17 protein-coding genes and 2 pseudogenes are annotated in these 22,633 nt (G+C 38.4%); 13 read left to right on the top strand and 6 right to left on the bottom strand.

The annotated features are described in order from the left end of the window. Positions 1–7 precede the first annotated feature (7 nt). The 9 genes and pseudogenes from PVV59_RS07965 to PVV59_RS07925 all read left to right on the top strand — a co-directional run bounded on the left by PVV59_RS07965 (position 8) and on the right by PVV59_RS07925 (position 12,689). Complete coding sequence (locus tag PVV59_RS07965) at positions 8–1,471, top strand: hypothetical protein (protein WP_273755604.1); 1,464 nt, start codon at positions 8–10, stop codon at positions 1,469–1,471. Positions 1,472–1,773: 302 nt separating this feature from the next. Beyond that, positions 1,774–2,274: a hypothetical protein gene (locus PVV59_RS07960; RefSeq protein WP_273755628.1), complete on the top strand. Its 501-nt coding sequence runs from the start codon at positions 1,774–1,776 to the stop codon at positions 2,272–2,274. Next, positions 2,271–3,410 (top strand): tail fiber domain-containing protein, encoded by a 1,140-nt coding sequence (locus tag PVV59_RS07955; RefSeq protein WP_273755603.1) that lies wholly within the window; start codon positions 2,271–2,273, stop codon positions 3,408–3,410. The genes PVV59_RS07960 and PVV59_RS07955 overlap by 4 nt, the downstream gene beginning before the upstream one ends. Next, a complete protein-coding gene (locus tag PVV59_RS07950; RefSeq protein WP_273755602.1) occupies positions 3,407–4,411 on the top strand; it encodes a phage tail protein in 1,005 nt (334 codons plus the stop codon). Before PVV59_RS07955 ends, PVV59_RS07950 begins: the two co-directional genes overlap by 4 nt. Positions 4,412–5,786: 1,375 nt before the next feature. Next, positions 5,787–5,987, top strand: coding sequence for a hypothetical protein (locus PVV59_RS07945; protein ID WP_148255651.1), 201 nt, complete (start codon positions 5,787–5,789; stop codon positions 5,985–5,987). 77 nt (positions 5,988–6,064) lie between these two features. Beyond that, entirely contained in the window at positions 6,065–6,307 is a 243-nt protein-coding gene (locus PVV59_RS07940; RefSeq protein WP_273755601.1) for a hypothetical protein, read from the top strand. 2,917 nt (positions 6,308–9,224) lie between these two features. Then, a complete protein-coding gene (locus PVV59_RS07935) occupies positions 9,225–9,668 on the top strand; it encodes a hypothetical protein (RefSeq protein ID WP_273755600.1) in 444 nt (147 codons plus the stop codon). 939 nt (positions 9,669–10,607) lie between these two features. Next, a pseudogene (locus PVV59_RS07930) lies at positions 10,608–10,928 on the top strand (Arm DNA-binding domain-containing protein); the annotation flags it as partial. A 1,008-nt stretch (positions 10,929–11,936) separates the two neighbouring features. Beyond that, positions 11,937–12,689: a DUF4167 domain-containing protein gene (locus PVV59_RS07925; RefSeq protein ID WP_273755599.1), complete on the top strand. Its 753-nt coding sequence runs from the start codon at positions 11,937–11,939 to the stop codon at positions 12,687–12,689. Between the two features lie 276 nt (positions 12,690–12,965). Here the strand turns inward: PVV59_RS07925 and PVV59_RS07920 are convergent, their stop codons facing one another. The 5 genes from PVV59_RS07920 to PVV59_RS07900 all read right to left on the bottom strand — a co-directional run bounded on the left by PVV59_RS07920 (position 12,966) and on the right by PVV59_RS07900 (position 16,675). Then, positions 12,966–13,412 carry a hypothetical protein gene (locus PVV59_RS07920; protein ID WP_273755598.1) on the bottom strand — a complete coding sequence of 149 codons (447 nt, stop codon included), beginning with the start codon at positions 13,410–13,412 and terminating at the stop codon, positions 12,966–12,968. 43 nt (positions 13,413–13,455) lie between these two features. Further along, entirely contained in the window at positions 13,456–13,821 is a 366-nt protein-coding gene (locus PVV59_RS07915; RefSeq protein ID WP_273755597.1) for a hypothetical protein, read from the bottom strand. Between the two features lie 78 nt (positions 13,822–13,899). Continuing rightward, positions 13,900–14,088 carry a hypothetical protein gene (locus PVV59_RS07910; protein ID WP_273755596.1) on the bottom strand — a complete coding sequence of 63 codons (189 nt, stop codon included), beginning with the start codon at positions 14,086–14,088 and terminating at the stop codon, positions 13,900–13,902. A gap of 756 nt (positions 14,089–14,844) precedes the next feature. Further along, the gene (locus tag PVV59_RS07905; RefSeq protein ID WP_273755595.1) at positions 14,845–15,858 is read right to left on the bottom strand and encodes a sensor histidine kinase; all 1,014 of its coding nucleotides are present in this window, start codon (positions 15,856–15,858) and stop codon (positions 14,845–14,847) included. Positions 15,859–15,880: 22 nt separating this feature from the next. Continuing rightward, positions 15,881–16,675, bottom strand: coding sequence for a response regulator (locus PVV59_RS07900; RefSeq protein ID WP_273755594.1), 795 nt, complete (start codon positions 16,673–16,675; stop codon positions 15,881–15,883). A 166-nt stretch (positions 16,676–16,841) separates the two neighbouring features. Between PVV59_RS07900 and PVV59_RS07895 the strand changes: the two genes are divergently transcribed. From PVV59_RS07895 to PVV59_RS07880, 4 genes and pseudogenes are all read left to right on the top strand, one after another. After that, positions 16,842–17,045, top strand: a complete 204-nt coding sequence (locus tag PVV59_RS07895) for a NepR family anti-sigma factor (protein ID WP_273755593.1) — start codon at positions 16,842–16,844, stop codon at positions 17,043–17,045. Between the two features lie 7 nt (positions 17,046–17,052). Further along, a complete protein-coding gene (locus PVV59_RS07890; RefSeq protein ID WP_273755592.1) occupies positions 17,053–17,607 on the top strand; it encodes an RNA polymerase sigma factor in 555 nt (184 codons plus the stop codon). Between the two features lie 224 nt (positions 17,608–17,831). Beyond that, complete coding sequence (locus tag PVV59_RS07885; RefSeq protein WP_273755591.1) at positions 17,832–19,253, top strand: sensor histidine kinase; 1,422 nt, start codon at positions 17,832–17,834, stop codon at positions 19,251–19,253. Positions 19,254–19,342: 89 nt separating this feature from the next. Further along, positions 19,343–19,680: pseudogene (locus PVV59_RS07880) on the top strand (sensor histidine kinase); the annotation flags it as partial. 558 nt (positions 19,681–20,238) lie between these two features. Here the strand turns inward: PVV59_RS07880 and PVV59_RS07875 are convergent. Then, positions 20,239–22,218 (bottom strand): M23 family metallopeptidase, encoded by a 1,980-nt coding sequence (locus tag PVV59_RS07875; protein ID WP_273755590.1) that lies wholly within the window; start codon positions 22,216–22,218, stop codon positions 20,239–20,241. Between the last annotated feature and the right edge of the window lie 415 nt (positions 22,219–22,633).

Below are 22,633 nucleotides of genomic sequence, written 5' to 3'. Positions count from 1 at the left end.
GGGCTTGATGGCTTTTTTCCCAATTGCTGATTATCGACCCGATGTGGCGGATATCAATGGAATTTTTACCGATGAACTTGTCAATGTACTCCCGGCGGATGGCTCTTATATCCCTATGCCAAACTTTGAACCTTTGTCAGAGCCATGTCCAGAGCCTATTTTAGGCGCTCTTGCGGTTAAAACAAAAAATGGCGTTTCTATTCTTGTTGGGACAAGAGAAAAAATCTTCTTGCTTGATAATACAACAATGAAGTGGAAAGATATAAGCCAAAAAGGAAAGGCTTATATGGCGAATATTGACGCGCCGTGGTCTTTTGCTTTGTTTGGTGATTTTATTATTGCGGTAAATGCTAATGATAAACCACAAGTGATCGATATTATTCATGATAAAACATTTAGAAATTTAGGGGGAAATCCACCACAAGCGGGGCTCGTTCGCGTCTGGGGCGATTTCGTTTGTTTGATGAAATTAACTGAACATCCAAGACGGGTTCATTGGTCGGGATTGAATGATGCAGAGTTTTGGACCGTGGGGAAAAAAAGCTGCGATTATCAAGATTTTCCTGATGGCGGTTTTGTGCAAGGGGCAACTGAGACGACAAATCCCATTATTTTTATGCGTTCTGCAATCTATGCCGGCTCTTTTATCCCAGGCTCTAAGATTATTTTTAGTTTCCAAAAAATCCACGATAAAAGAGGGGCTAAAAATGCTGAATCAATTGTTTGTCGTGGTGATTTGGCTTTCTTTGCTGATGAGGGCGGTTTTTATCAAATAGCAAATGACGGACAGATTATCCCCATTGGCTTTGAAAAAGTTGATCGAACGATGACCGCAAAGTCAAGACAGAGTAATCTCTATACCATGTCTGCGGCGATCGATGGCGTGTATAATCGTGTTTATTGGATGGTGGATAGCGATGAAAACCTTCATAAACGGATTTTGCTCATTTATGATTGGGGGTTGCAAAAATGGACAAAAGCTCTCGTGGATATCAAAATGATCCTGCCCATTTTCTTGACTGGAACAACGCTAGAAGGTCTTGATTTTGTCGCTAAGAATATTGATGATTTATCCTTTTCTCTTGATAGTAAAGCGTGGAAAAATGAATCACCTATTCTGGGAGCATTTGATCAAAAGGGTAGACTGGGGTCATTTTCTGGTCCTCCTATGGCTTGTGTGGTCACTTCACAAGAAATGGGGCAGACAAATGGCATGATAACACGGGTGAAAAATATTATGCCTCAAGTCAATAGTGGAAAATTTTATTTGTCTGTGGGAATGCGCTTTCGACAATCTTTTGAAGAGGAAACGATTTGGTTGCCAGAAAAACAGCCTTCTCATAATACCGGACAAATTCATTGTCGCGCAAGGGCACGGTTTTATCGCTTTAAATTGCGTATTCCTGAGGGGATGAATTGGACCCATGTCACGGGATTTGATGTGGAATTGATGCCAGCCGGCATGCGATAAGCATGCCTCTATAATCAAAAATGCATGCGATAGGCTGAACCTTTATCATTAAAAGATATGTGTGAGAGCCAAGCTATGATCATCAAAGGACAGGACAGATGGGGGTGTCATGCCCTTATCAAAGGAATAAGGCAGGGTTTAATGCTTCTTTATGATCGGAAAGAATTTGTACCATGGTTTTTTATGAAAAAAGCGCTTTCTTAATCTTATGACCGCTCTCTTAATCTTATGACACAAGGGAGGGGGCTTCCTTTTGAAAGGTGTGGGGTAAATAGGAGTGCGTGGGGGGCGGCGTAAGGGGGATGTTCGGTGTGCGTAAAAAAATTAAGAAAGCTAAAATCATGATGCAAGATCATCAAGATCATCAAGATGTGTATTCTGCTCACCTAACACAGCACTGGTCATGGGAAAAAATAGCGCCCTATCAAGAGGGTCTTAATGCGGCATTAAAAAAATATGCTCAGCGTTTTCCGGATGATGTTTGTCTGGAAAAAATTGCTGAAGAAATTGCTACAGGACAAGCTCAATTATGGCTGGTCTTAAAAAATAAAATTCACTTTAGTGCTTTTGCAATCACCAAAGTTGAAAGTACCCATACGGGGAAAAAATGCGTCATTCTCTCAGATTTGGCTGGAGAGGGAGGGCTGAAATTGGTCAAATTGATTGATGAGGTCGAAAAATGGGCGCGAACAATCAAGGCTGAAGAAATACATATGTTTGGAAGAATTGGGTGGGCGAAAAGGCTCGCTCATCAAGGATATTCTCGTAATCTTATTCAATATAGAAAGGTTCTGGGTCCATGAGTAGAAAAAAAACACCTCAAGTGCAGACGACAACACAAACAAATGCCCCCCCTGCTTGGGCGGCGGATATTTTTAAACAAGCCAGTGCAGATGCACAGGGGCTTTATAAAAAGGGAATTGGTGGAAATGTTTATCAAGGAGAGCGCGTTGCGGGTCTTAGCGATATGACACAAAATGCACTGAACGGTTTACAACAAGCAGCAGGGCTTTATAATAATCCTGCGCTAACACAGTGGTTAAATGCACCAACCAACACCGCCACAAATCTTTCCAGTATGGCGAAGGGAAATTGGATTGGAAGCAATAGTAAATTTAATATGGCATTGCAAAATGCCTTGAATAAAACTTCTGACGCCATTAACCAATCGATGTCTGGGGCGGGGCGTTATGGCTCTGGAGCCCATACCGGCGTACTCGCCGATGAGTTAGGCGCTTTGGCAACAAATGCAGCAGCACAGCAATATAATCAAGATATTGGTAATATGATGAACGCAAATCAGATGATTGATCGCTCTCAGCTTGATCAAGTGAATGCGGCAAATGCCTATTATCAAGGACAGAGTAATGTGCAAGGAAATGCTCTGAAAGGGGGGATGATTCAAGATCTCAACCGTCAAAATATCTTAGATGCGGAGCGTCAAAAATGGTCAGAAAAGGATAATCAAGATTGGAACCGGTTGGAACGTTTGTTACAGATCGGAACACAGGCGGCTGGAAATTACGGAACAACTTCCGGAAAATCGACAACAATCCCTTCTGTGACAAAAGATCCATTGCGTGATGCGCAGCAGGTGCTGGGATTGGTTGGAGGAATTCTAGGGCTTTGTGATGTGAGAGCAAAAGAAAATATTACCCTTGTGGGAAAGAAAAAAGGATATCCTCTTTATCGCTTTAATTATAAAGGAAATCCACAACGCTACCAGGGTGTTCTGGCACAAGACGTGTTGCGTGTGAAGCCTGAAGCGGTTTTTGTCAATGCGAAAACAAAATTACTCCATGTGGATTATGACAAAATAGGCTTGAAAATGAAGAAAATAAAAATGGAAGAAAGGCCGGAATCTAAAAATAAAATTGTGGCTTTCTTTTCTTCCGTTTTTGCGCGTCTTTCCTTTTTGCAAAAAGAGTGTCTCCTATGAGTTCGATTTATGATTGGTCAATCATCGCGTCAGAAAATGCTTATGTTGATGAGAGTATAAACTGGGCTGAAGGGCAACCGCCAAGTTCAGTCAATGATAGTGCGCGCGCTATGATGCAACGTATCAAAGAATATTTGTTGGATAATGGGGGCGTGATTGAAACACAGTTTACGGTTGATAGGGAGAATAAAAAAACAGCCCTTCGTTTGGCGACAAAGTCTTTTTTTGAGACGTATATGGATGGCATTGTGGTGCGCTTTAAAGCACAGGGCGTCAATAGAGGAATAACAAATGTTTCTTTAAATCAATTACCCTCAAGACCAACCTATATGGCAACGCCAGAGGGGATCATGCCTTTAAAGGGGGGAGAAATACAAAAGGGAGGGCTTTATGAACTCGTCTATACGCGTGATATTGCTGGGAAAAATGCTGATGGTTGGTTTTTAACCAATCCTACCATAAAACTTCCTGAAATTCCGCCCTTTCCTCCTTTACCTGAATCTTTTTCACCTGGATTTATTGGAACTTTTGCGAGTGAAAAAATACCCTCTGGGTGGCTGCTGTGTGATGGGAAAGAATATTCGCGAAAGAGCTATGCCAATCTCTTTGCTGTTCTGGGGGAAATATGGGGAAAAGGAGATGGGAAAACAACATTTAATGTTCCCGATTTGCGGGGAATGTTTTTACGGGGGCTCGATAGTGGAAAAAAACTTGATAAAGGACGTCTTTTGGGAAGTCGACAAGAAGAATCTTTTAAAGCCCATACCCATGAAGGAAAAACAGATTCGGCAGGTAAACACCAGCATAGTTTGTCAGAGGCTGAAAACAATCTTATAATCCACGGTTGGGGGAGTACTCAAGAGTATGTATCTGTACTGCTCAGAAAAAATATGTTAACAGATCCCGCCGGAGAGCATGAACATAAGGTCTTGTTGCAAAAAACAGGAGGAGATGAAACACGTCCTGTTAATATGGCGGTGGTTTATGCGATAAAAGCCTGAGAGTGAAAGCTTTAAGAGAGATAAAAGAGAGAGCAAAAGGGTTGTAAAATCTTCTATTATAAAAAAAAGCCTTATCGAATCTATCCTGCAGAAAGCTGTGAGATACTCCTGAAAAAATGATCCCTCCTCTTTTATGATTTTACTTTTTGTACCGCCTTTGTTGGAGATATAAGGTCTTTTTGCCTATTGCTCTTTAAAAAATCAAGACTCTCATCATTGATGAGAGGGGCTCATAGAGGGAAGGGGATCATAGAGAGAAGAAAATCTTCATTTCATTGCTTTTTTTGGTCTAAAAAATTAAAGGTTTTATCCACTCTCTCTTTCTTGCGTGTCTTTTTCTTATTAGCTCGTGATATATCGTCTCGTGCAGTGGGTTTAGAGCTTTGATGGGTAATGATAAAAAGTGCAGAGATAATTTTTTATGAAGTCATAAAAGACGATCATTAAAACGCTATCATTGAAGGTAATGATATCTCGTCAGTATGCATACATAAGCAAATCTGCAGAGCAGGACTTATTTCTAGAGCTTAGAACTCATAGAGCTTTATGGCAAGTGAGTCATAGCAAGTGAGTGATCAGCAGATAAAATCCTTTTAGAGCCGTTTGATTGTTAACAAACTGATGTGGGGTTTAAAATCTTCGTCCTTTGAAGATGTTGGGAGGCGGTCAACAAATATGATGTATTAAGGCACAGGAAGGTGAAATGGAGCGGCTTCCCCTTGGCAGTGTATGAAGAAAGCGCTCTTTGCTTTTAAAACGGGTGATTTGTTTGTGCAAGCAAGTTCGTGATTTATTATAACGCTTGGCTGAGAATTTGAACTGTTCTTTGAAAGAGGGTATTTTGTATTTGTCAGCCAATTTTTTTAAAACAGAATGAGTGTGCGAGGAGAAAATCTGTTAGATAATTGTTTATCCCGTTATGCCGTAAAATATCCTTGTTTGAGAAGTAGTTAAAGCTAGAGTGTTTTTTTATGTGTGGGTGACATTGAGGATTTGCTTGGAGAGCCTTCATGAAATCTCAATTCTTTGAGAAGTGGTGATAGAGAGCATTTGACCGGAAAAGTCCAAAATCCCGCTAGACTAAAAGGCCGGTTTGTTTCCAGACTATCGTTTAAAGATCGCTTTAGGTTTGCTTTGTTCTATTGGAAGAAGTCGACGAAGTATGCCATGTCATTATGCATGTTGGGCGGATAGGGAGGAAAAATCACCATTTTAGGTGGAAAACAGAAATAATTAAAAAAAATGTTTTGTAAAGGCTTCCGATAAAGGAATTTTTTTCAAAAGCGTTTAATGCAGTTTAATGAAAAATGAAAGAGTCGGACAAAGGGAAAAAAGACTCAAATGCTCCATGGAGCTGTTCAAAAAGGGGGATATAATGGCACTTTTTCCATTTTCTATTGCAGATATTGATGATCCTGAATGTATTCGTGTGGTGCTTTATGCCAGCGGGAGAATGGGCCATGCTCCTTTGAACGCATTGTTGAAAAAAGCATATAAAGATATGAAAAAAATTTCAAAGCGCATGGATGCTTTAGAAGATAGGGTAGATCTGCTTGATATTATCGGTATCAAATAGAAGTAAAATGTGAAAGAAAATGATCAAAGCAATATGAATAGGATTGTAAGCGGCGGAATAACCTACCAGAGACTAAGATGAATGCATCAGAAATTAAAATAAAATCATCTGTCGATAAAAGTGGTTTTGTTTCTCAATTGACAATACAATTGATAATACTTGGACTGTCAAAAGATTATAGCTCTTTTATTTCAGAAATTACAATACATAAAGCCGCTAGAAATACACAGCAATATTGGTCAAAACATCCCTATTGGATTCTAGAGGGACTTCTTTCTGGGGCTTTTGGTATTGCTTCTTTTTTAAAAAAGCGAAAATAGAAAAGAGTGATCATAAGCAATATGTCTGCGTTGAAGGTGTATAGATAAAGAAAAACCTTATTTCTATTTTCGGTGGGGTATGGAATTTCTATGCGTTTGAAATGTTTTTAAAAATGTCAAAATTGATAGAGCGTGCATCTTCAAGAACAAAAGCATTATTTCAGAAAAGTTTATCATGATGTTTTTTAAAAAAGGTGAGGGCGTGTGATGAGGGTGCATAAGGCAAGCCTTATAGATAAATTTTGAAGCCTAGAGAAAAATAGGTTTGAAAATGAGAAAATCTTATGACTTTGGATCTCTCCTTTAAGATGCGATCATTATAAATCATTCCTTGTGCTTAAACGGAGTGTTTACGCGTGCGTTTTCTTAAGACAAATCAACAAAGTGGTTTGATTTATTAAATATATTTTGTTTTTAAAGTCTGTTTTACTGCAAACGGTCTCCTTCAATAAAAAGATATTATTCTTCATATGGTTAAAGCGATAAGAGAGACAACAGGCTTTTTTTCATTCAGATGAATGAGATAAAAAAGTGCTTTCATTGCTCATTCTTTATACTTATCTCTGGCTTTATACTTATCTCTGGATAAGTTTTATAAATATAATTAAAAATATTGCAATACTATACGTTTTGTGTATAAATATTGCTTATTGATTTCTTTTTTTATGTTATTTAAATTATATCTCTATTCATAAGCCACACCATTTAATGGTGTGGCTTTTTTTATTGCCTCATAGGCTGAATACTCGATCTGTATTTTGGGGATGGCTTTAGATCCTTTATTTCATTGTTCTCATTATTGTATTTTGTGACGTTCTTTTGCAATGAAATCTCTAAAATCTTGGGCATTTTTATCTCAATAGGGGCGTTTAAAGTAAAAATGCAGGTGTTTTTTTATTTCTTTACGTTTGTTGTCTTTAAGGGCGTTGAAGTGTAAAGGATCTTTGTTCCTTTTGGGTTGAGAGTGGCACGAGGAAAGTGGCAATGGAGAAAGCAGTATGGGGAAAGCGGCGGGGGGATTATTCTCATAAATGCTAGATGGCGAACAATGCCAATGTGTTTTTAATAGAGTTTGTTGATTTCGATTGGAAAATCTATTTTTTTTTATGTGAGAAGCCTTTATTTGGGAATCCCCTGCATGAAAACACCCTGCATGAAAACACCCTGTATGAAAATCTTTTGTATGAAAAATTTTGTGAGGAATTTTACATCAACAATCTTTTCTCCCGTTGTCGCGATATTCCTTTGAGGAGGAGGCGTGTAAGATTTTACACATGAGTGTTCGTGTGTGTTAAATATGAGGGAGTAGAGCTTCATCTAAATAAGATTTTTTTCATCATCTACTGAACTTTGCGAGTATATTTTATCCATAACACTTTATAAAATAAAGCTTTTTTTCTAGAGATATTATAAGAGGGGAAAGCCAAAGGGGAAAGTCTAAGTGAATTCTGTGCGTCAATCACGAAAATGGGAACGAAACGCATGTGAACCATAATACATCAAGCGCTGTTTGTTGTATCTTTTCTTTTTGTTACATAATTTGTGATAGAAAATATGGGGTGCTTTAAGAAGACTTTATCGACAGCAGAAAAAACATTACGTGCCAGCAGGATCTTTATTTCAGAACGTCTTATGCTTTGGACGAAAAAATCTCCCAAAACGCTGTTACGTTTTCCTTCCATCTTTATGCAGAGGAGACAAGTTTATGCAGTAGGGGGGTAGAGACAAAAATCGGATATAAGAGAGGTGGACACAAGTGGGTGATACAAGAGAAGAGGTATAAAAAATCTAGAAGGAAGGGGACTTTAAAGGCAAGAGATGGGCATGAATATTTTGATCAGTGTTATTAATGATATTGCCATTGTTGTTTTACAGCGAGTTTGAAAAAAAACGGGTTGTTTCAACTCATTGCTGTTTGTAACCTTAACGCGTTTTTTTTAAGAAAATGCAGTTTTTTGTTGTTTTTAATCAGTATCAAAATCCTAATGTCACAGTATGTTTGAGAGAGAGTAAAATGAATAAGAGCTCTCAGATTAAGACAGGTGCAACTCTATCCGTGACTCCAGCTTTTATATGTTCGATGGGGTGTTTATTTCTAAAAATGGCGAGACGGCCTTCATTGAAAATGTAAAGGCGGACAATTACGCGTCTTGTCAGTATCTTTTTGCTTTACGGCTTTCAAAATGATCCATATCTTTTAAATAGATCATGTTTTACATTTTATGTTTCTCACGTATCTTTGGGGGATCATACCCCTCTCTGAGAAAACAGATCAATATATTTTCTAGTCCACAATGTGCGATAAACCTTAAAGAGTTATCCTCCTCTTAAGCTCATTTCGTGAGGGGGGCGTGAATGGAACCAGCCTCCATGACGTGAATAAAATGGATAGGGTTCTTCTCTCTTGATGTTTCATAAAAAAGAGTATGCTCTGGCGTCCACTTTTCTAGCTCATAATATTGCGAAAAGCTCTTAGAACTTAAGACGGTTAGAGGCATGCCTTTCTTGGACAGTCTTTGATAGATGCGTTAGCTCCGCATTGTAACGTTAAATCAAGTGATTTTACGGGTATAACAGGGAAAACAGATTTGAAATGAGAAAATCCTATGATAGGCAGATTTCTTATTCAACATACAAAATAATGAACATTCTTTATCCATAAATGGAACGTGTCTTAACGAAGGCGAATTGTTTACAGAGTGCGATGGATGAAGAATCTTTGTTTTTTCATAAAGGAGGAAAATTTTTCATAAGAGTTTTCTATGATAAAAAATAGTAAAAATATTAATGCTACAGAGAAAAAGCGTCCTTAAGTCTATTGATCATTTGCTGTTATGCCCTGTATTGTGTAAAAAAGTGCTTTTATCATTTGGGGTTGTAAAAAGATTCTCTTGGAATTTTAAAGGGTATAGTCTTTATGGAAAAAAGAATCCGTGCAAGGCAAAAGGCTTATTTTAAAAGATTATATCGCAAGATTGCTTTTGTTTGTGTGATACTCTTTTGTATTGTAATTTTGTGTTTTATTTTTGCAAAGGCGGTCAGTTATTTTTCTTCTCACAAAAAAATAGCACAACAAGCGCCTGTTGAATTGGCTATTCCTGTCTTTGATTTGCGTGTGTATTGCAAGGAAATTTCTGCTTCCGTGATGCCCGATATGAAAAGAGAAGTTTATCAGCATTGTCTTAATTTGGAAAGTGAGGCCTATTTTGCTATTCGTGAAATGTGGGATAAGCTTTCTGATACGACAAAAAAACAATGTTTGGCAATGGTCCGACCGGGGGATGGAAATTATTTTCTCTTACGGGATTGTTTTCTCAATGAAAAAGAAAATAAAAAAGGCAGAAAACGCAATTACTTTTAGGGGGGGTACACGAAAAATTGAAAGAGTGCGAATTTTAATGAAAAGATAAAAAACGCTTCATTGCTCTTTGCCTTTATTACCAACAACCTCTATACCAATAAGATGCGTTTATTTTGTACAAGCCCTGGTCCATTTAGACGTGATCGTATAAGCCCATGGGGGCCTCTTTAAAGTATTTTAAGGGATATGTGCGTTTTGAGGAAAACATACTGTGCGCTTTTCATTTAAGAAAAATAACAGTGTGGAAAGATCATTTTGCGATGGTGCTTTGGTAAATGGGGAAGGTGCGCATGAAGGGTATAAAATTTATCAAATATCCTCCTTCTTTCACGTTTCATAAAAGTGCAAACTAAGCGGCATTCTTATGTTATGGATAGCTTTTGCTTGGCCTTTGAAACGATCTATAAGAGGCTTCCTTAATTTTTTCTTTCTCTGTTTTTACTCTGCGCATGCTTTCCTTACGTGTAACATGCAAGTCAATGATTTTGATTGATCCAAAAAGAAACAGATTGAGGATAAAAAAACTACGGTATAAGTTTTTTTTACTCAATATAAAAGTTTAAGACAAAAAAGATGAATGGTCTTTATAAGTCAATTTGTTGTAAAAATTTGAAAAAGTTCGGAGTGTTGACAGACCAATGTGGAGAAAGAATCCGCGTCCTTTAAGGGTCACTTAAGTTGAGAGACACGACAAATGGATCAATAGATATAACATGGATCAATAGACATGACAAAACTGAGTAGAAAACATTTCTGATCTTTTATAAGATATTTATTTATAATGATAATCTAGCGTTATTCATATGGAATTAAAGACCCGAATAACGTAAGATTCTCTCATTTCAAAGCTGTTTATGTTGCATCAATTAAAATCACTCATTTGCACATCACAAGCGGGATGAGTGTGTGGATTAAATTTGTATAAGATAAGGAGTAAAAATGGTCCTTATGAATCGTCTTAATGCAAGGGCTTTCGCAACATTGGGAGCTGGCAAATAGTGTGATGGTGCCGGCTTGTTACTTCATAAGTGTAAAGATGGCGGTGCTCAATGGCTTTATCGTTATACCCTTCACGGACGTTGTCGCGAAATGGGCTTGGGAGCGTTGCGAAATGTTTCTTTAAAACAAGCCCGTGAATTGGCAACAGGGTGGCGTTCTGTTTTACGTGAGGGTCGTGACCCCATTTAAAAACGCAACAAACAAAAGCGTGAGGTAATCAATCTCCATTATCTAAAAGATATTGCTCTAGATGCTTTGAAAGGGTATAACCTTCAAGGTATTTTATGCGTAAAGCGCTTTATTGGGGCGCAAATGGGTATATTTTATACTCTCCAATTTTCTTAGATTAAGACAAGAATATAAGAAAAGTGTGATAAGAGAAAAATGTGGTATGCCATTCTTATTGATAGACTTTAAGGGGGAACATTTTTTTTGAGAAGAATCCGATTTTGAAGGAAGTGTAACCTTTGATCGTTTTTTTTAAAATAATTTAATGTTTTTTATTTAACTATTTTCCTTTTAGGCTCAATTTGTTATCAATGAAGAAGGGTGTTCACTTAAAAATCTATAGGGTTAAAATAGAAATTGAGAGGATCGTTGGTAAGTTTGAGAAAGAAGAGTGTGGTCTCTTGGTGATTATAGGGCTTGAATAATTCTTCATATTAATCTATCTATAAGAATCTAAGGGGTTTTGTGAAGCGATTGTGAATTATCGCTCGCAAGGGGTTGTTTTAGCGGTGAAGAGAGGCTATATTCATACAATAAAGAGGTTCGCGCAGTGACTTGTTCGGGCAGAAGTGCTTATGAGTTTGGGGCACGAGGGGGAAGGCATATCAGCGTTTTTAGGAGCGGTGGTTTTAAAGCAAAAGGTGATTTTAGGGCAGAAAAAGGAAAGCTTTCCGTGTTCTCTGGCAGGTTTTTGTTCTTTGTCAGGTATGTTCTATGTGTGTTCTCCTTTTTGTTTTCCACAAGGTAATTATTTTTTTAATGAAATATGGTTTATTTAAAAAAAAACACTTGGCATTTTATGTGAACATCACTAGGTTTCTGCTGGTTGACAGAGAAATAGGGAATTTTTGATTTATGATTTCCCTGCTGTTTCGTGATTTTCAAGAAAATATATGCTTTTATCAATATCAGTAGGGTTCGTTTGAGTAAAACAAAACGCGGATAGCTTGATAAGCGTATGTTAAACATGATCAGCATTATTAAAAAATAATGCAATGAAGAAGAGTCAATTAAGACACACACTCCAATAAAGGGATAAAGATGAGGCCACAACAAAATAGACGGGTACGCGGTCGCAATAATAATAATGGTAATAACAATAATAATCGTCGCGGTCCTAACCCGTTATCTCGCAATTATGAAAGTAGCGGTCCGGATGTTAAAATTCGAGGGAATGCTCAGCAAATTGCCGATAAATACATCAGTCTTGCGCGTGATGCACAAGGTGCCGGGGATCGCGTGATGTCAGAAAATTATTTACAACATGCTGAGCACTATTTGCGTATTATTTTAGCTGCAGCGGGGCAAATGTCCCAATCGGCTCGGCGTGATGAAAACCGTGGTGATGAAAATTGTGAGGAAAACAACGGGCAAGAATGCAGTGAAATAGATTCTGAAGATCAAAAAAAAGATGCTGTCGCGTGTGATACAGATGTATTGCAGGCACAGTCGCAAAAAAAAGATCTTGGTTCACATGTCAAAGTACAAAATGGCGATGCACGTGAAAATGCTGTCGAGGCTCTATCGGATGAGAAAACGAGTCAAGAGAACAGTTGCTCTGAGGAAAATGTTGAACCTGTTAAGAAGACACGTCGTTCTCCGCGTCGGCGTACGGTACGGACTCAAGACGAATCAGCCCTTGAGCTTTCTCTTACAACAGCAGAAAGCTCTAAAAATGGAGATGCATCAACATCAACAGAAGAGGCTTCTCCTTTGCCTGGATTAAGTGAGGGAATACAGAGAAAAACGCGTCGTCGCCGTGTGGTCAATCTTGAAGCAGAGGAAAATATTTAAATCCCTTAAACATGCTGTATTAAGTGTTTATGATGCTGTTGGTATGATGACGAGTATAGGTGTGGTTTCTTACACTTTCATTTGAGTTTTCACAGGCAATATCCGTTTTTTTTTAAAGAATAGAAATGCACTGTTTGAAAGCTTTTCCCTTCATCTCGATGAAGTGAGGGGATACAGAGAAAAACGCGTCGTCGCCCAAGTGGTCAATCTTGAAGCAGAGGAAAATGTTTAAATCCCTTAAATATGCTGGGTAAGCCGGTGATGTTATTGACTTGCTTAATGAGGTATTGTCGTTGATATTTCTTCTGTCGTTTCAATAGAAAGAACGGCAATTAGTGCACCGGTATGATAATTGTAAATCATAAATTTTGTTTGTCCCTCCGGGGTTAAAACTTTTAGAACAATAGTGTTGTCTGTCAAGCTTTGCGACAAAATCTGTGTTTTTTTCGGTAGAGAGAGCGTGTGGTGGATAACATATGGATTTTTGTTGTTGGAGGAAGAGAGCTCTGTTTGTTTTGGTGCTGATCCCGTTGTAACTTTATAAACGATTAAGAACAGGACGGTTAGAATGAGGAACAACGTTATTAAAACGGAAATCATCATTAAACCCATCAGTTTTTTTCTCACCCGCTCTACAGCAGGATCTAAGGGGAGATCTTGGGGCTGAGGATTTTGCTCTGTGTGAGGGGCTTTTGAAGGTCGCATTGGCTTATTATCCATCATGTCTTCTATTGATTATTTTTTCAGATCTGATGGGTTTATGCGTTTAAAGTTTTTTCTGCAAGAGGTTTGTGGAAGAAGAACGCAGAAGAGAAGGCAATATTGGTAAAATGTCTTCTTTGTGGACTGTTGATCTCTTGTCATTGGCATTTGGGCTTTTAAGCAGGAAATCTCCGCGGTTTGTTACAGACCAGATCAATTTTACTTTTTGTTGATGTACATGAGGGTGTATTTTTATGCATTGGGCAAAAATTTGTTGTCCATAAAATGCAGACTTTTTTATGGAAGGCACCATAGCTTGTTCACAGGCTTGAGCCGTTGGGTAGATTTTAGTCATTGTATTGTTGGAATAGCAACGGTTAAAATCATCCGTACATGAAACCAATAAGAGAATAAAAAGAAGGGGATTCATAAAATATTTTCCAAATGAGTAATTGACAGTATGGACTCCAATTTGTTAGCCTTAAGGCTTCTTCATTGTTTAACGTTTTTAAAGTTTTTTCGTTCCAAGCTGTTTCCAAGCTGTTTCCAAGCTGTTTCCAAGCTGTTTCCAAGCTGTTTCCAAGCTGTTTCCAAGCTGTTTCCAAGCTGTTTCCAAGCTGTTTCCAAGCTGTTTCCAAGCTGTTTCCAAAAAGCCAAGCTTGTGGGAAAAACTGGTGGCTGAATATGTTAAAAACACTAAAAATGTCTCTTGTGAATGCTCTCTAATGTCAAAGGTTTGTTGTACGGAGTAATATAATGGGTTTGTTCTATGGCGGGTATAATGATGCCCAATGGCTGCTTTTAGTCCGTAAGGGCTATGGCGGGTACAAAAGGGCTTGATGGTTCACTTGACGGGGGGAGAGGACCCTCTTTACAGATACTGTTTTTGAAATGAGCTTGAAGGTCCTGAGAAATATTTAAAAAGTGTGTGAAGAGAAAAGTATCTTCTGTTTTGGGTGTTTTCTTTTGCGTGAAAAGGAGGATTGAGAATGCAATCAATAAAAGCATTAGAATAAAAATAAAAGCATTAAAATTGTGTAATTTTTATTCGTTTATTGATTTTGTCATAGATGCGCTTTAAGCTCCGTCAAGCTCTAAAGCGTGATGGTTAGCTTTAACTCTTGAAATTTCATCATTTTTATTCAAAATAAAAAGATATGAAAACTGCAAGAACTATACAAGAAAGTTATACAAAAAAGAGGGGAAATAGGCCCGTTTTGATTTGGTATATAAAAAGCTGAAACGGCTTGTTCTTCATCGTTTGGGTTTCTGTTTAATAGGCCGTTATGGGAGGGATGGATGTTGATGGGCAGCGGGAGAGAGCTTTGATTGTGGCATTTTCATTGTTAAGTTTTTTGCGAGGTTGGGAAAATACCTTTGGGTTGAAGAAAAACAGGGCTCAATAGGTTAGAAATTTTTCTGAAGAAAGAAGTTTATGGTTTGAAAGGCTCTTTTAAGAAAAAATATCAAAATAAGTATCTGGAACAGAAAGGCAATAAACAATCCCTTCTTTAGTCCATTTGAAGGAAGCTGAACCATTGACAGAAATGGGAACAATTTTTTCAAGAACTGCACTGCCAAAACAAGCTTTCTTATTATTTTCGGGAGGGGACCCGGATTCAAAGTGTTCATTCCAAGTGATGATTAGGTGCGTTTTATCATTCAGTTTTGTTTCAATTTCACAGCGCACACAAACGCTTCCCTTTTCTTGCGAAAGGGCTCCAAAAGAAAGAGAATTAACAATCAATTCGTGAAAAGCCAAACCAATATGCAAAGCGGCATTGGGAAAAAGATAAGGATTGACACCCTCAAGTGAAAAACGTTCGGTCTCTCTCATGAGATAGCCAAATGCTTGTGTTTGAACCAATTCACGAAATTGGGCGCCACGCCAATCGGAATCGGTGATCAGATCTTGAGAATGAGAAAGAGAATGAAGACGACCTTGAAATTTGCGTAAGAAAACCTGAAGGGATTCCGTATAGCGAGCCGTTTGGCTGGCAATACTTTGAATGATCGCTAGAAGATTTTTAGAACGGTGGCTGACTTCTCGTAGGAGAATTTTAAGCACTTGTTCGCGCCGGCGTAAGCCAGAAATATTAACACCGGTGGTAATAATACCGATGATGTCTCCGTTATCATTGCGGTGACAATCAATAGAAAATTTGTACCAGATCTCTTGTTTACTCGTATCTTCAAAACGTGCTTCAACGGTTTGCATTTTGCCATTGGCTAAAACCTGCAATTTAATGGTTTCCATATTATCTGCAAGGTCAAGTGAAAAAAAGTCGCTGTCACGACATCCAACCCGCCATTTATGGTGCAAATGGTGCGGCAAGTTTTCAGCCCATAAATAAACCAGATTTGTGGACTGATAGAGAACACAAATATCAGCACCACGAATCGCTTGCATGAGCGCGCTCATATGAGATTTGTCTATGGGAGGCTTTGAAAGAGGCGTAACGATCATAATGGAAGAGGTTTACTTTGTTCTAAGCTGCTTTAGAAGCATTCTCTTGAAAAAATAAAGCCTGCGAAATAAGCGCTTTTACCATATCTGGGTTAAAAGGTTTGGTCACTAAAAAAGTTGGTTCTGGACGCTCACCAGTTAGTAATCTTTCTGGAAAAGCCGTGATGAAAATCACCGGTATACGATCATTTTTCAAAATCTCATTGACCGCATCAATGCCTGAACTGTTATCGGCTAATTGAATATCCGCTAAAATCAACCGTGGCTTTTTCTTATGATACATGATGACAGCTTCATCACGCGTACGCGCTATGCCCACAACATGATGACCTAGACCTTCTACCATTTGCTCAATATCGAGTGCAATAAGAGGTTCATCTTCAATAATCATCACTTCTGTAGCAATTTGTTGAGAAATATCAATGGAGGCTTGGTTGAGAAGCTTGCGAAACTCTTTCGTATCTAGATTCATGATTTCACTGGCTTCTTGTTCATTAAATTCTTCAACGGCAATGAGCAAAAATGCTTGGCGCGCACGGGGGGTGAGATAGGATAATTTGGCACTGGTTTTTTGTTCAAGCCCAAATTGTGGCAGGGGTTCAGGGATATTTGGGGTGGTTTGGTCAAAAAGATGGCAAAAAAGCCAATAGGTCCCAATCCGGTCACTGGATGTTTTAGGAAAAATGGAAATGTCGGCAATAAGGGCTTCTAACATCGCGGAAACATAAGCATCGCCAGAAGATTGGCTGCCTGTAACAGAACGGGCAAAACGCCGAAGATAGGGAAGATGCGGGGCAATGCGCGTTGATAATGACATAATTTATAACTCCTTTGACCTTTCAAGCATTTTGTTGGTTGAAATTCTCAACAGATAAAAAAGTTCCAATTTGTATGGAACTTTTTACCGAGAGTTATATTTACAACCATAAGGCGAAAAATTCTTCGCGGTGCTACTGATATTATATGGATTAGGGGGATGAAAAATGAATGACCGTGATGAAAAAAATCTCACCACACACTTTAAAGTTGAAGATGATCTTCTCGGGACGAACAGTGAGATAGCACGGAAATTACGCCAATTTTACATGGAAATTCAAGAAGAAGCGCTACCCCGGCGTTTGCTCGAGCTTTTAGAAAAGTTGGAGCGTGCAGAGCAATTTGCTTTAAACAATGTGAAAAAGGTTTGAACCCTTTATGTCAAAATGCGCGAAAAACTTTAAAAAAGAACTCCTTTTGGTGTTGCCGGCTCTGCGTGCTTTTGCTGTTTCTTTAAGTGGCAAGCACGATAAAGCCGAAGATTTGGTCCAAGATACGGTGATGAAAGCATGGGCTAAGCAAGATAGTTTTGAGATGGGAACCAATCTTAAAGCTTGGCTTTTTACCATTTTGCGCAATGAATTTTATAGTCAAATGCGCAAAAAGGGGAGAGAAGTTCAAGATACTGATGGTGTATTTACTCAAAATGTTGCGGTTCATCCTTCTCAATATGGAACGCTTGATTTGCAAGATTTTAAAAAAGCCTTAAATCTGCTTTCAGCCGATCAAAGAGAAGCCATTATTCTCATTGGAGCATCAGGGTTTTCTTATGAAGATGCGGCGGCTATTTGTGGCTGTGCCGTTGGAACCATTAAAAGCCGTGTAAGCAGGGCGCGTCATCGATTACAGGAGCTTCTTCATGTCAATGGTGAATCCGATTATGGTCCCGATTCTTATTCTGCTGGGAGTACATTGTGTTCATTTAACGGCTAAAAAAGCATAATAATTATGATGCGTAGCCTTGTTTTTTTTATTCCCGTTATAGCTATTACAGTAAAGTCAGTATCTGAGGAAATTCAGAATGTTAGGCGTGTGTCTCTTCGGAATACAAGAAAAGCCTATATAAACGCTCTCATGGGCTTTTGGTGTTTGTTCCATAAGGCTGCCTTCCTTTGTACTGAAAAATGACGACTTTCAAGTTCGCCAATGGAAATTCTATGACAACAAAGACAAATTTGCTGCCTCAAATGCCTTCTTCTGATGCAACGATATCACGCTGGCGGTGGGCCGCAATTGTTGTTTCCCTCGTGATGGCTCTTTTCGCATCGGTTTTTATTATGTTGCTTTCCAATGCCGTTGATCGAGAAGTTGCTCAGTTAAATACGAGTTCAGAATTACGCGAACAGGCTGATTTGGTGCTTATTAGCCTGATTGATATGGCTGTTGCTGATCGCAGCTATGCAAAAACTCGAAAACCAGAAGATAAAGTCCGCTTTGAAAATGCAGAGCGGGAGTTGGGAGATATTCTCGATTATATCGCACTTATTGTTTATGCCCATCCGCAATGGGATGAATGGTTTATGGCTTTTAAAGGCGAGGTTGAAGCACGAAAAGAATTTATGAATGCCCATATGCAGGCTCTTGATACGGTTCCTGATCAATCTTCTCAACCTTCTGCTTTTTCTGAAAGTCAAAAGATTCAAGTGGCGCGTTTAGCGCAATTGATGACAAGTTTTATTAATGGTGATGATGTGGTGCGACAAAAACATCGTGATGGAATCGCATTGATGCGGGCTGCTTTAACATTGGCAGCGATTGTTTCTGTTGTAAGTACTTTTATTTCTGCCTATTTTGTGATTAATCGTTTTCATCGTGATGTACGCTCTTTAAAATTGTATCAATTGCTGCTTCATAGTGAGAATGCTGCTCTTGAAGCCCGTGTGAAAGAACGGACCCAAGAATTAGAAAGAGCGCGTAATCATGCCGAGAAAGAACGCCAACGGGTTGAAATATTGTTGCAGGATGCAAGTCATCGTATCGGCAACTCTCTTGGGACGGTGTCTTCTTTACTGGGTCTTCAATTAAGTCGGAGTAAAAATGAAGAAGTCCGTTCTGTTTTAGGAGCTGCACGAGATCGTATTCAGACAATTTCCACAGCCCATCGTCGTTTGCGCTTGAGTGATGATATGGAAACGACTTTTTTGGCTGACTTTCTCAGTTCTGTTGTGCATGATGTCGAATTATCAGTCCCTTTTGAATTGCGTGAAAACATTACCATTCACACGGACTTTAAAGATTGTCGTCTGTCTTCAAGAGATGCTACAACTCTTGGAATTATCTTAGGTGAATTGCTGACCAATTCCTTAAAACATGCTTTTCCTGATCAACGAGAGGGGCATATTTATATCTCCTTTGGTCCTCAAGCCAATAGACAATTGGTGCTCATTGTTGAAGATGATGGCGTGGGGATGAAAAATCAAACTTTAGAACAAAAGACAGGACTTGGTCGTGTGGTGGTGGAACAGCTTTGTATGCAATTTGGTGAAAAACCACTTTTTGAAACGTCTTCTTTAGGAGGGACAAAGATCGTCATTCCTTTACCAAAACTGGGCCACGAAGAGTGCAAAAAAAATCTCTGATTGATTTTTAAAGGCGTAAATTTTCTTTGTTTATTCGTTTTCAAGAGAAGAAAATAAAGATAGCTTGGCAAAATCATCACCATTCATGAAAGTCTTGCTTGTCTTCAAAAGATGCTACATCCTTTGGAATTATCTTGGGTGAATGGCTGATCAATACCTTAAAACATGCTTTTCCTGATCAACGGGTATGTCGTATTTATATCTCCTCTGGTCCTCAAGCCCCAATAGACAATTGGTATTCATTATAAAAGATGATGGCGTGGGGATGAAGAGTCAAACTTTAGTACAAAAGATAGGACTTGGTCCCCTGTGGTGGTAAAACCGCTTTTATATGCAATTTGGTGAAAAACCACTTTTTGAAACGTCTTCTTTAGGAGGGGAGACAAAAATTGTCATTCCTTTATCAAAACTCAGCATCAATCGTTAAAATAATGAGCCATTTGTTTAAAAGAAAATTTTTCAAAATTAGCCTTATGATGAGAAAAAAATATTTTTATAAATTACGATAACCTTTCAAGGGAAATATTTTGAATTCTATTCGGCCCTAAAAAATCTTTGACCAAAACTGATTCTCCTGTTTTTCTATTATAGGCTTGAACGCTCATCTTTTTTGCTAAAATGCCTCCTCATCATTCTTTTTTGTTTCAACAAACATTTTGCAATTTGTGTGTTTATTTTAATGCAGATATTGTTAACTATGATCTTTTTAAGAGATGGAGAAGAATGCGATTTGCAGATGCCTGATAGAATACGATAAGAAAGGTCAGCCTTTTTTCTTTTTTATATTTCCACTGTACACCTTGATAAGGCGATAGAGGCTATACCTATTTTAAAACATTGCTCTATTTTTTGCGTACCCGTCTCCTTTAAAATATTTTAAGCGCAGAAATACTTTTGAGGTCATTTAAACTCTTAGATATTTTTTGAAAGACTTTATATTGATAAGCTTTTGTGAGAAAGACACTTATTACGGTCTTTCCATGCTTTAAGTCTCTTCAGAGGGTTTTATCGGACTGTTGATTAAGGAATCAATATTGTTTTTTTCTTGTAGGAATGTTTGCAGGTCTTGGTTGGTTAAGGCTTTGCTATCGGGTATACGGATGCGCATGGGATCAACTTTGACGCCATTGACAATGATTTCAAAATGACAATGGGGGCCGGTTGCCATCCCTGTTGTCCCAACATAGCCAATGATTTGTCCTTGTCGTACCTTCACACCTGGTTTTATATCTGGTGCATAACGGCTTTGATGTGAATAACTGCTGACATATCCATTCGCATGTTGAATTTCCGTATGGTTTCCATAGCCGCCTGTGACGCCTACTTTTGTAACAATACCATCTCCTACAGCAATAATAGGTGAGCCTTTTGGTGCTACCCAATCAACCCCTGTATGCATGCGCACATAGCCTAAAATAGGATGTTTCCGCGGACCAAAGGGGGAACCGAAAATGCCATTGGGCGTGGGTTTTCGCAGTAAGAAAGGCTTTGAACTCTTCCCTTCAGAATCATAATAATCAATGCTTCCGTCTTTTAATTGATAACGGTAATATTTATAAGTTGTATTGCCAAAAGTTGCACTAATATAACGAATTTCTGGATCAGTGCTTTGAGAGCTTTTTTTTGCTTTCTTTTTACCATTTTGGCTTTCTGTATCACTTTGGGGGACGGCATAAAATATTTCGATCTGATCATTGGGGGTTATTCGGCTTTTCATATCAATATTGGTGGCAAGGAGACGAATAAGACGATAAGAAAGCGATTGTGATATATTGTGGCTGAGCAAAGCACTATAGAGTGCATCATAAGCCGTTGGTAATTGTGCGCTATTGATATAAGAATGAGGAATACCATTTTGAAAAGCCGTTTTTAGTGCTTTAGACATCTTAGGCTCTGTGCTTTCAATGAATTGACCTTTATCATTGAGGGCAATGGTGAGAACATGATACATCCCATGATAAATACTTGCGCGTACGAGATGGTCTTCTTCTCCAGCTTGTGTCACGATACCAATGCGCAATAAACTCCCCTCTTTAAGCGTATCGGAAAGGCTATATTTTTCGAGAGTGCTTACAACTTTTTCAATTTGATTTTTTGTGTAATTGGTTTTTTTGAAAGCATCAGCGATTTTTTGTTTTTTACGAATAGGAATAATATCTTCAACATAATTTTTCGCCAAATCGATCCGCTGATTTTGAGGAGAAACGGTTACATTTTCTTGAACGATTCGAACTTCAGGAGATTCTGTTCCTTGGGAATCAGAAGAGGCATCTTCTAATTTTAAAGGATCGATGAGTGTGAGGACCGAAAGAAGTTCACTACTTTTTTCTAAAGTAAATCCAGCCTTTTTTACCTCTTGTTGTGCTTCTTCCTCTGTCAGCGTATCAGTGTCCTTAAAATCGAATTGATTAACCTTAAAATCATAGCTACGTAGGGTGAGTTTTGTTTCGATTTTTGCACCGTAAATTTGCCCGGAATCTTGTAGATTGACGCTTTGCGTTTTCGAATCGCTGGCAAGAATGCTTAAAGAATCAAATTTGGGATAGCTATATTTCTGAGGACGTTTTTCGGCTAACGCCATGCGAATCCATTCAAAATGTTGTGTTTGAATGATTTTTTCATCGCCTTTTTTTTGCACAATTGATAGTTCAAATTGGCGTTTACTATCGAAGCTTTGCCGTGCATGTGTGGGCATAATACGATCCCCTTTATAGCCATTGGCTTCAGGGTCTTGTGCTTGTGAAAAATTATCTATTGTAAACCATTGTGGCGGTGTTACCAATCGCTGTTGTTCATCAAGAGCCGTAAAAAGTGCAATCCCCATAAGAATACAGGAAGTGATTCCCGTTAGCACTGTTCCCGTAAGCCAACGGATAGAAACTTGCCTGCGCTCAGGGCGCAAGCGTTTAATGACAAGAGCAGGGTCCTGTCCGGGATCGTTCTTTTGTTGTTCGTTATCCCACATAGATTGTAAGCGTACTTTTCAATATTAAATGTCGAAAGCATTAAGTGTCAAATGACAAAAGCTAACATAGCTTAGTACATTTCTACAAGGATTTGATTAACAGATTACAGATCATGCAAATTCTTTTTATCCCATAATTCCATCAACCTTATGTTGAGAAATCTCTGTAAAGCAACCTTTAAAGGAGTGTCAAACAAAGGCTATAAAAGCTATTATGATTAACCCATTTTAGCGGTGTTCCTCTTTTCATGCCTTGCAATGAGGCACTCTATTTCCTTTAAAGTCAGCCTATTTATTTTATTTTTAGTTATTTTTTTGAGATGTCTTGAAATAGATGTTTATTGTTATAATGTTATATTTTTACAAAAAAGTAAAAAATGATATTGACTCTTTTGGGGAAAGGGTTCTATATAGC

It is taken from the genome of Bartonella sp. MM73XJBT.G, assembly GCF_028618435.1.
In the GTDB taxonomy this organism is placed as follows: Bacteria; Pseudomonadota; Alphaproteobacteria; order Rhizobiales; family Rhizobiaceae; genus Bartonella.
The sequence above is the reverse complement of the archived record's forward strand: the minus strand, read 5'-3'. Positions and strand labels throughout refer to the sequence as shown.

Excerpts from the sequence above, each read along its gene's own strand:
- PVV59_RS07905 (WP_273755595.1), bottom strand. The coding sequence starts at position 15,858 with ATGATCGTTACGCCTCTTTCAAAGCCTCCCATAGACAAATCTCATATG.
- PVV59_RS07950 (WP_273755602.1), top strand. The coding sequence starts at position 3,407 with ATGAGTTCGATTTATGATTGGTCAATCATCGCGTCAGAAAATGCTTAT.
- PVV59_RS07900 (WP_273755594.1), bottom strand. The coding sequence starts at position 16,675 with ATGTCATTATCAACGCGCATTGCCCCGCATCTTCCCTATCTTCGGCGT.
- PVV59_RS07935 (WP_273755600.1), top strand. The coding sequence starts at position 9,225 with ATGGAAAAAAGAATCCGTGCAAGGCAAAAGGCTTATTTTAAAAGATTA.
- PVV59_RS07925 (WP_273755599.1), top strand. The coding sequence starts at position 11,937 with ATGAGGCCACAACAAAATAGACGGGTACGCGGTCGCAATAATAATAAT.
- PVV59_RS07920 (WP_273755598.1), bottom strand. The coding sequence starts at position 13,412 with ATGATGGATAATAAGCCAATGCGACCTTCAAAAGCCCCTCACACAGAG.
- PVV59_RS07915 (WP_273755597.1), bottom strand. The coding sequence starts at position 13,821 with ATGAATCCCCTTCTTTTTATTCTCTTATTGGTTTCATGTACGGATGAT.
- PVV59_RS07965 (WP_273755604.1), top strand. The coding sequence starts at position 8 with ATGGCTTTTTTCCCAATTGCTGATTATCGACCCGATGTGGCGGATATC.
- PVV59_RS07890 (WP_273755592.1), top strand. The coding sequence starts at position 17,053 with ATGTCAAAATGCGCGAAAAACTTTAAAAAAGAACTCCTTTTGGTGTTG.
- PVV59_RS07940 (WP_273755601.1), top strand. The coding sequence starts at position 6,065 with ATGAATGCATCAGAAATTAAAATAAAATCATCTGTCGATAAAAGTGGT.
- PVV59_RS07955 (WP_273755603.1), top strand. The coding sequence starts at position 2,271 with ATGAGTAGAAAAAAAACACCTCAAGTGCAGACGACAACACAAACAAAT.
- PVV59_RS07960 (WP_273755628.1), top strand. The coding sequence starts at position 1,774 with ATGTTCGGTGTGCGTAAAAAAATTAAGAAAGCTAAAATCATGATGCAA.
- PVV59_RS07945 (WP_148255651.1), top strand. The coding sequence starts at position 5,787 with ATGGCACTTTTTCCATTTTCTATTGCAGATATTGATGATCCTGAATGT.
- PVV59_RS07895 (WP_273755593.1), top strand. The coding sequence starts at position 16,842 with ATGAATGACCGTGATGAAAAAAATCTCACCACACACTTTAAAGTTGAA.
- PVV59_RS07885 (WP_273755591.1), top strand. The coding sequence starts at position 17,832 with ATGACAACAAAGACAAATTTGCTGCCTCAAATGCCTTCTTCTGATGCA.
- PVV59_RS07875 (WP_273755590.1), bottom strand. The coding sequence starts at position 22,218 with ATGTGGGATAACGAACAACAAAAGAACGATCCCGGACAGGACCCTGCT.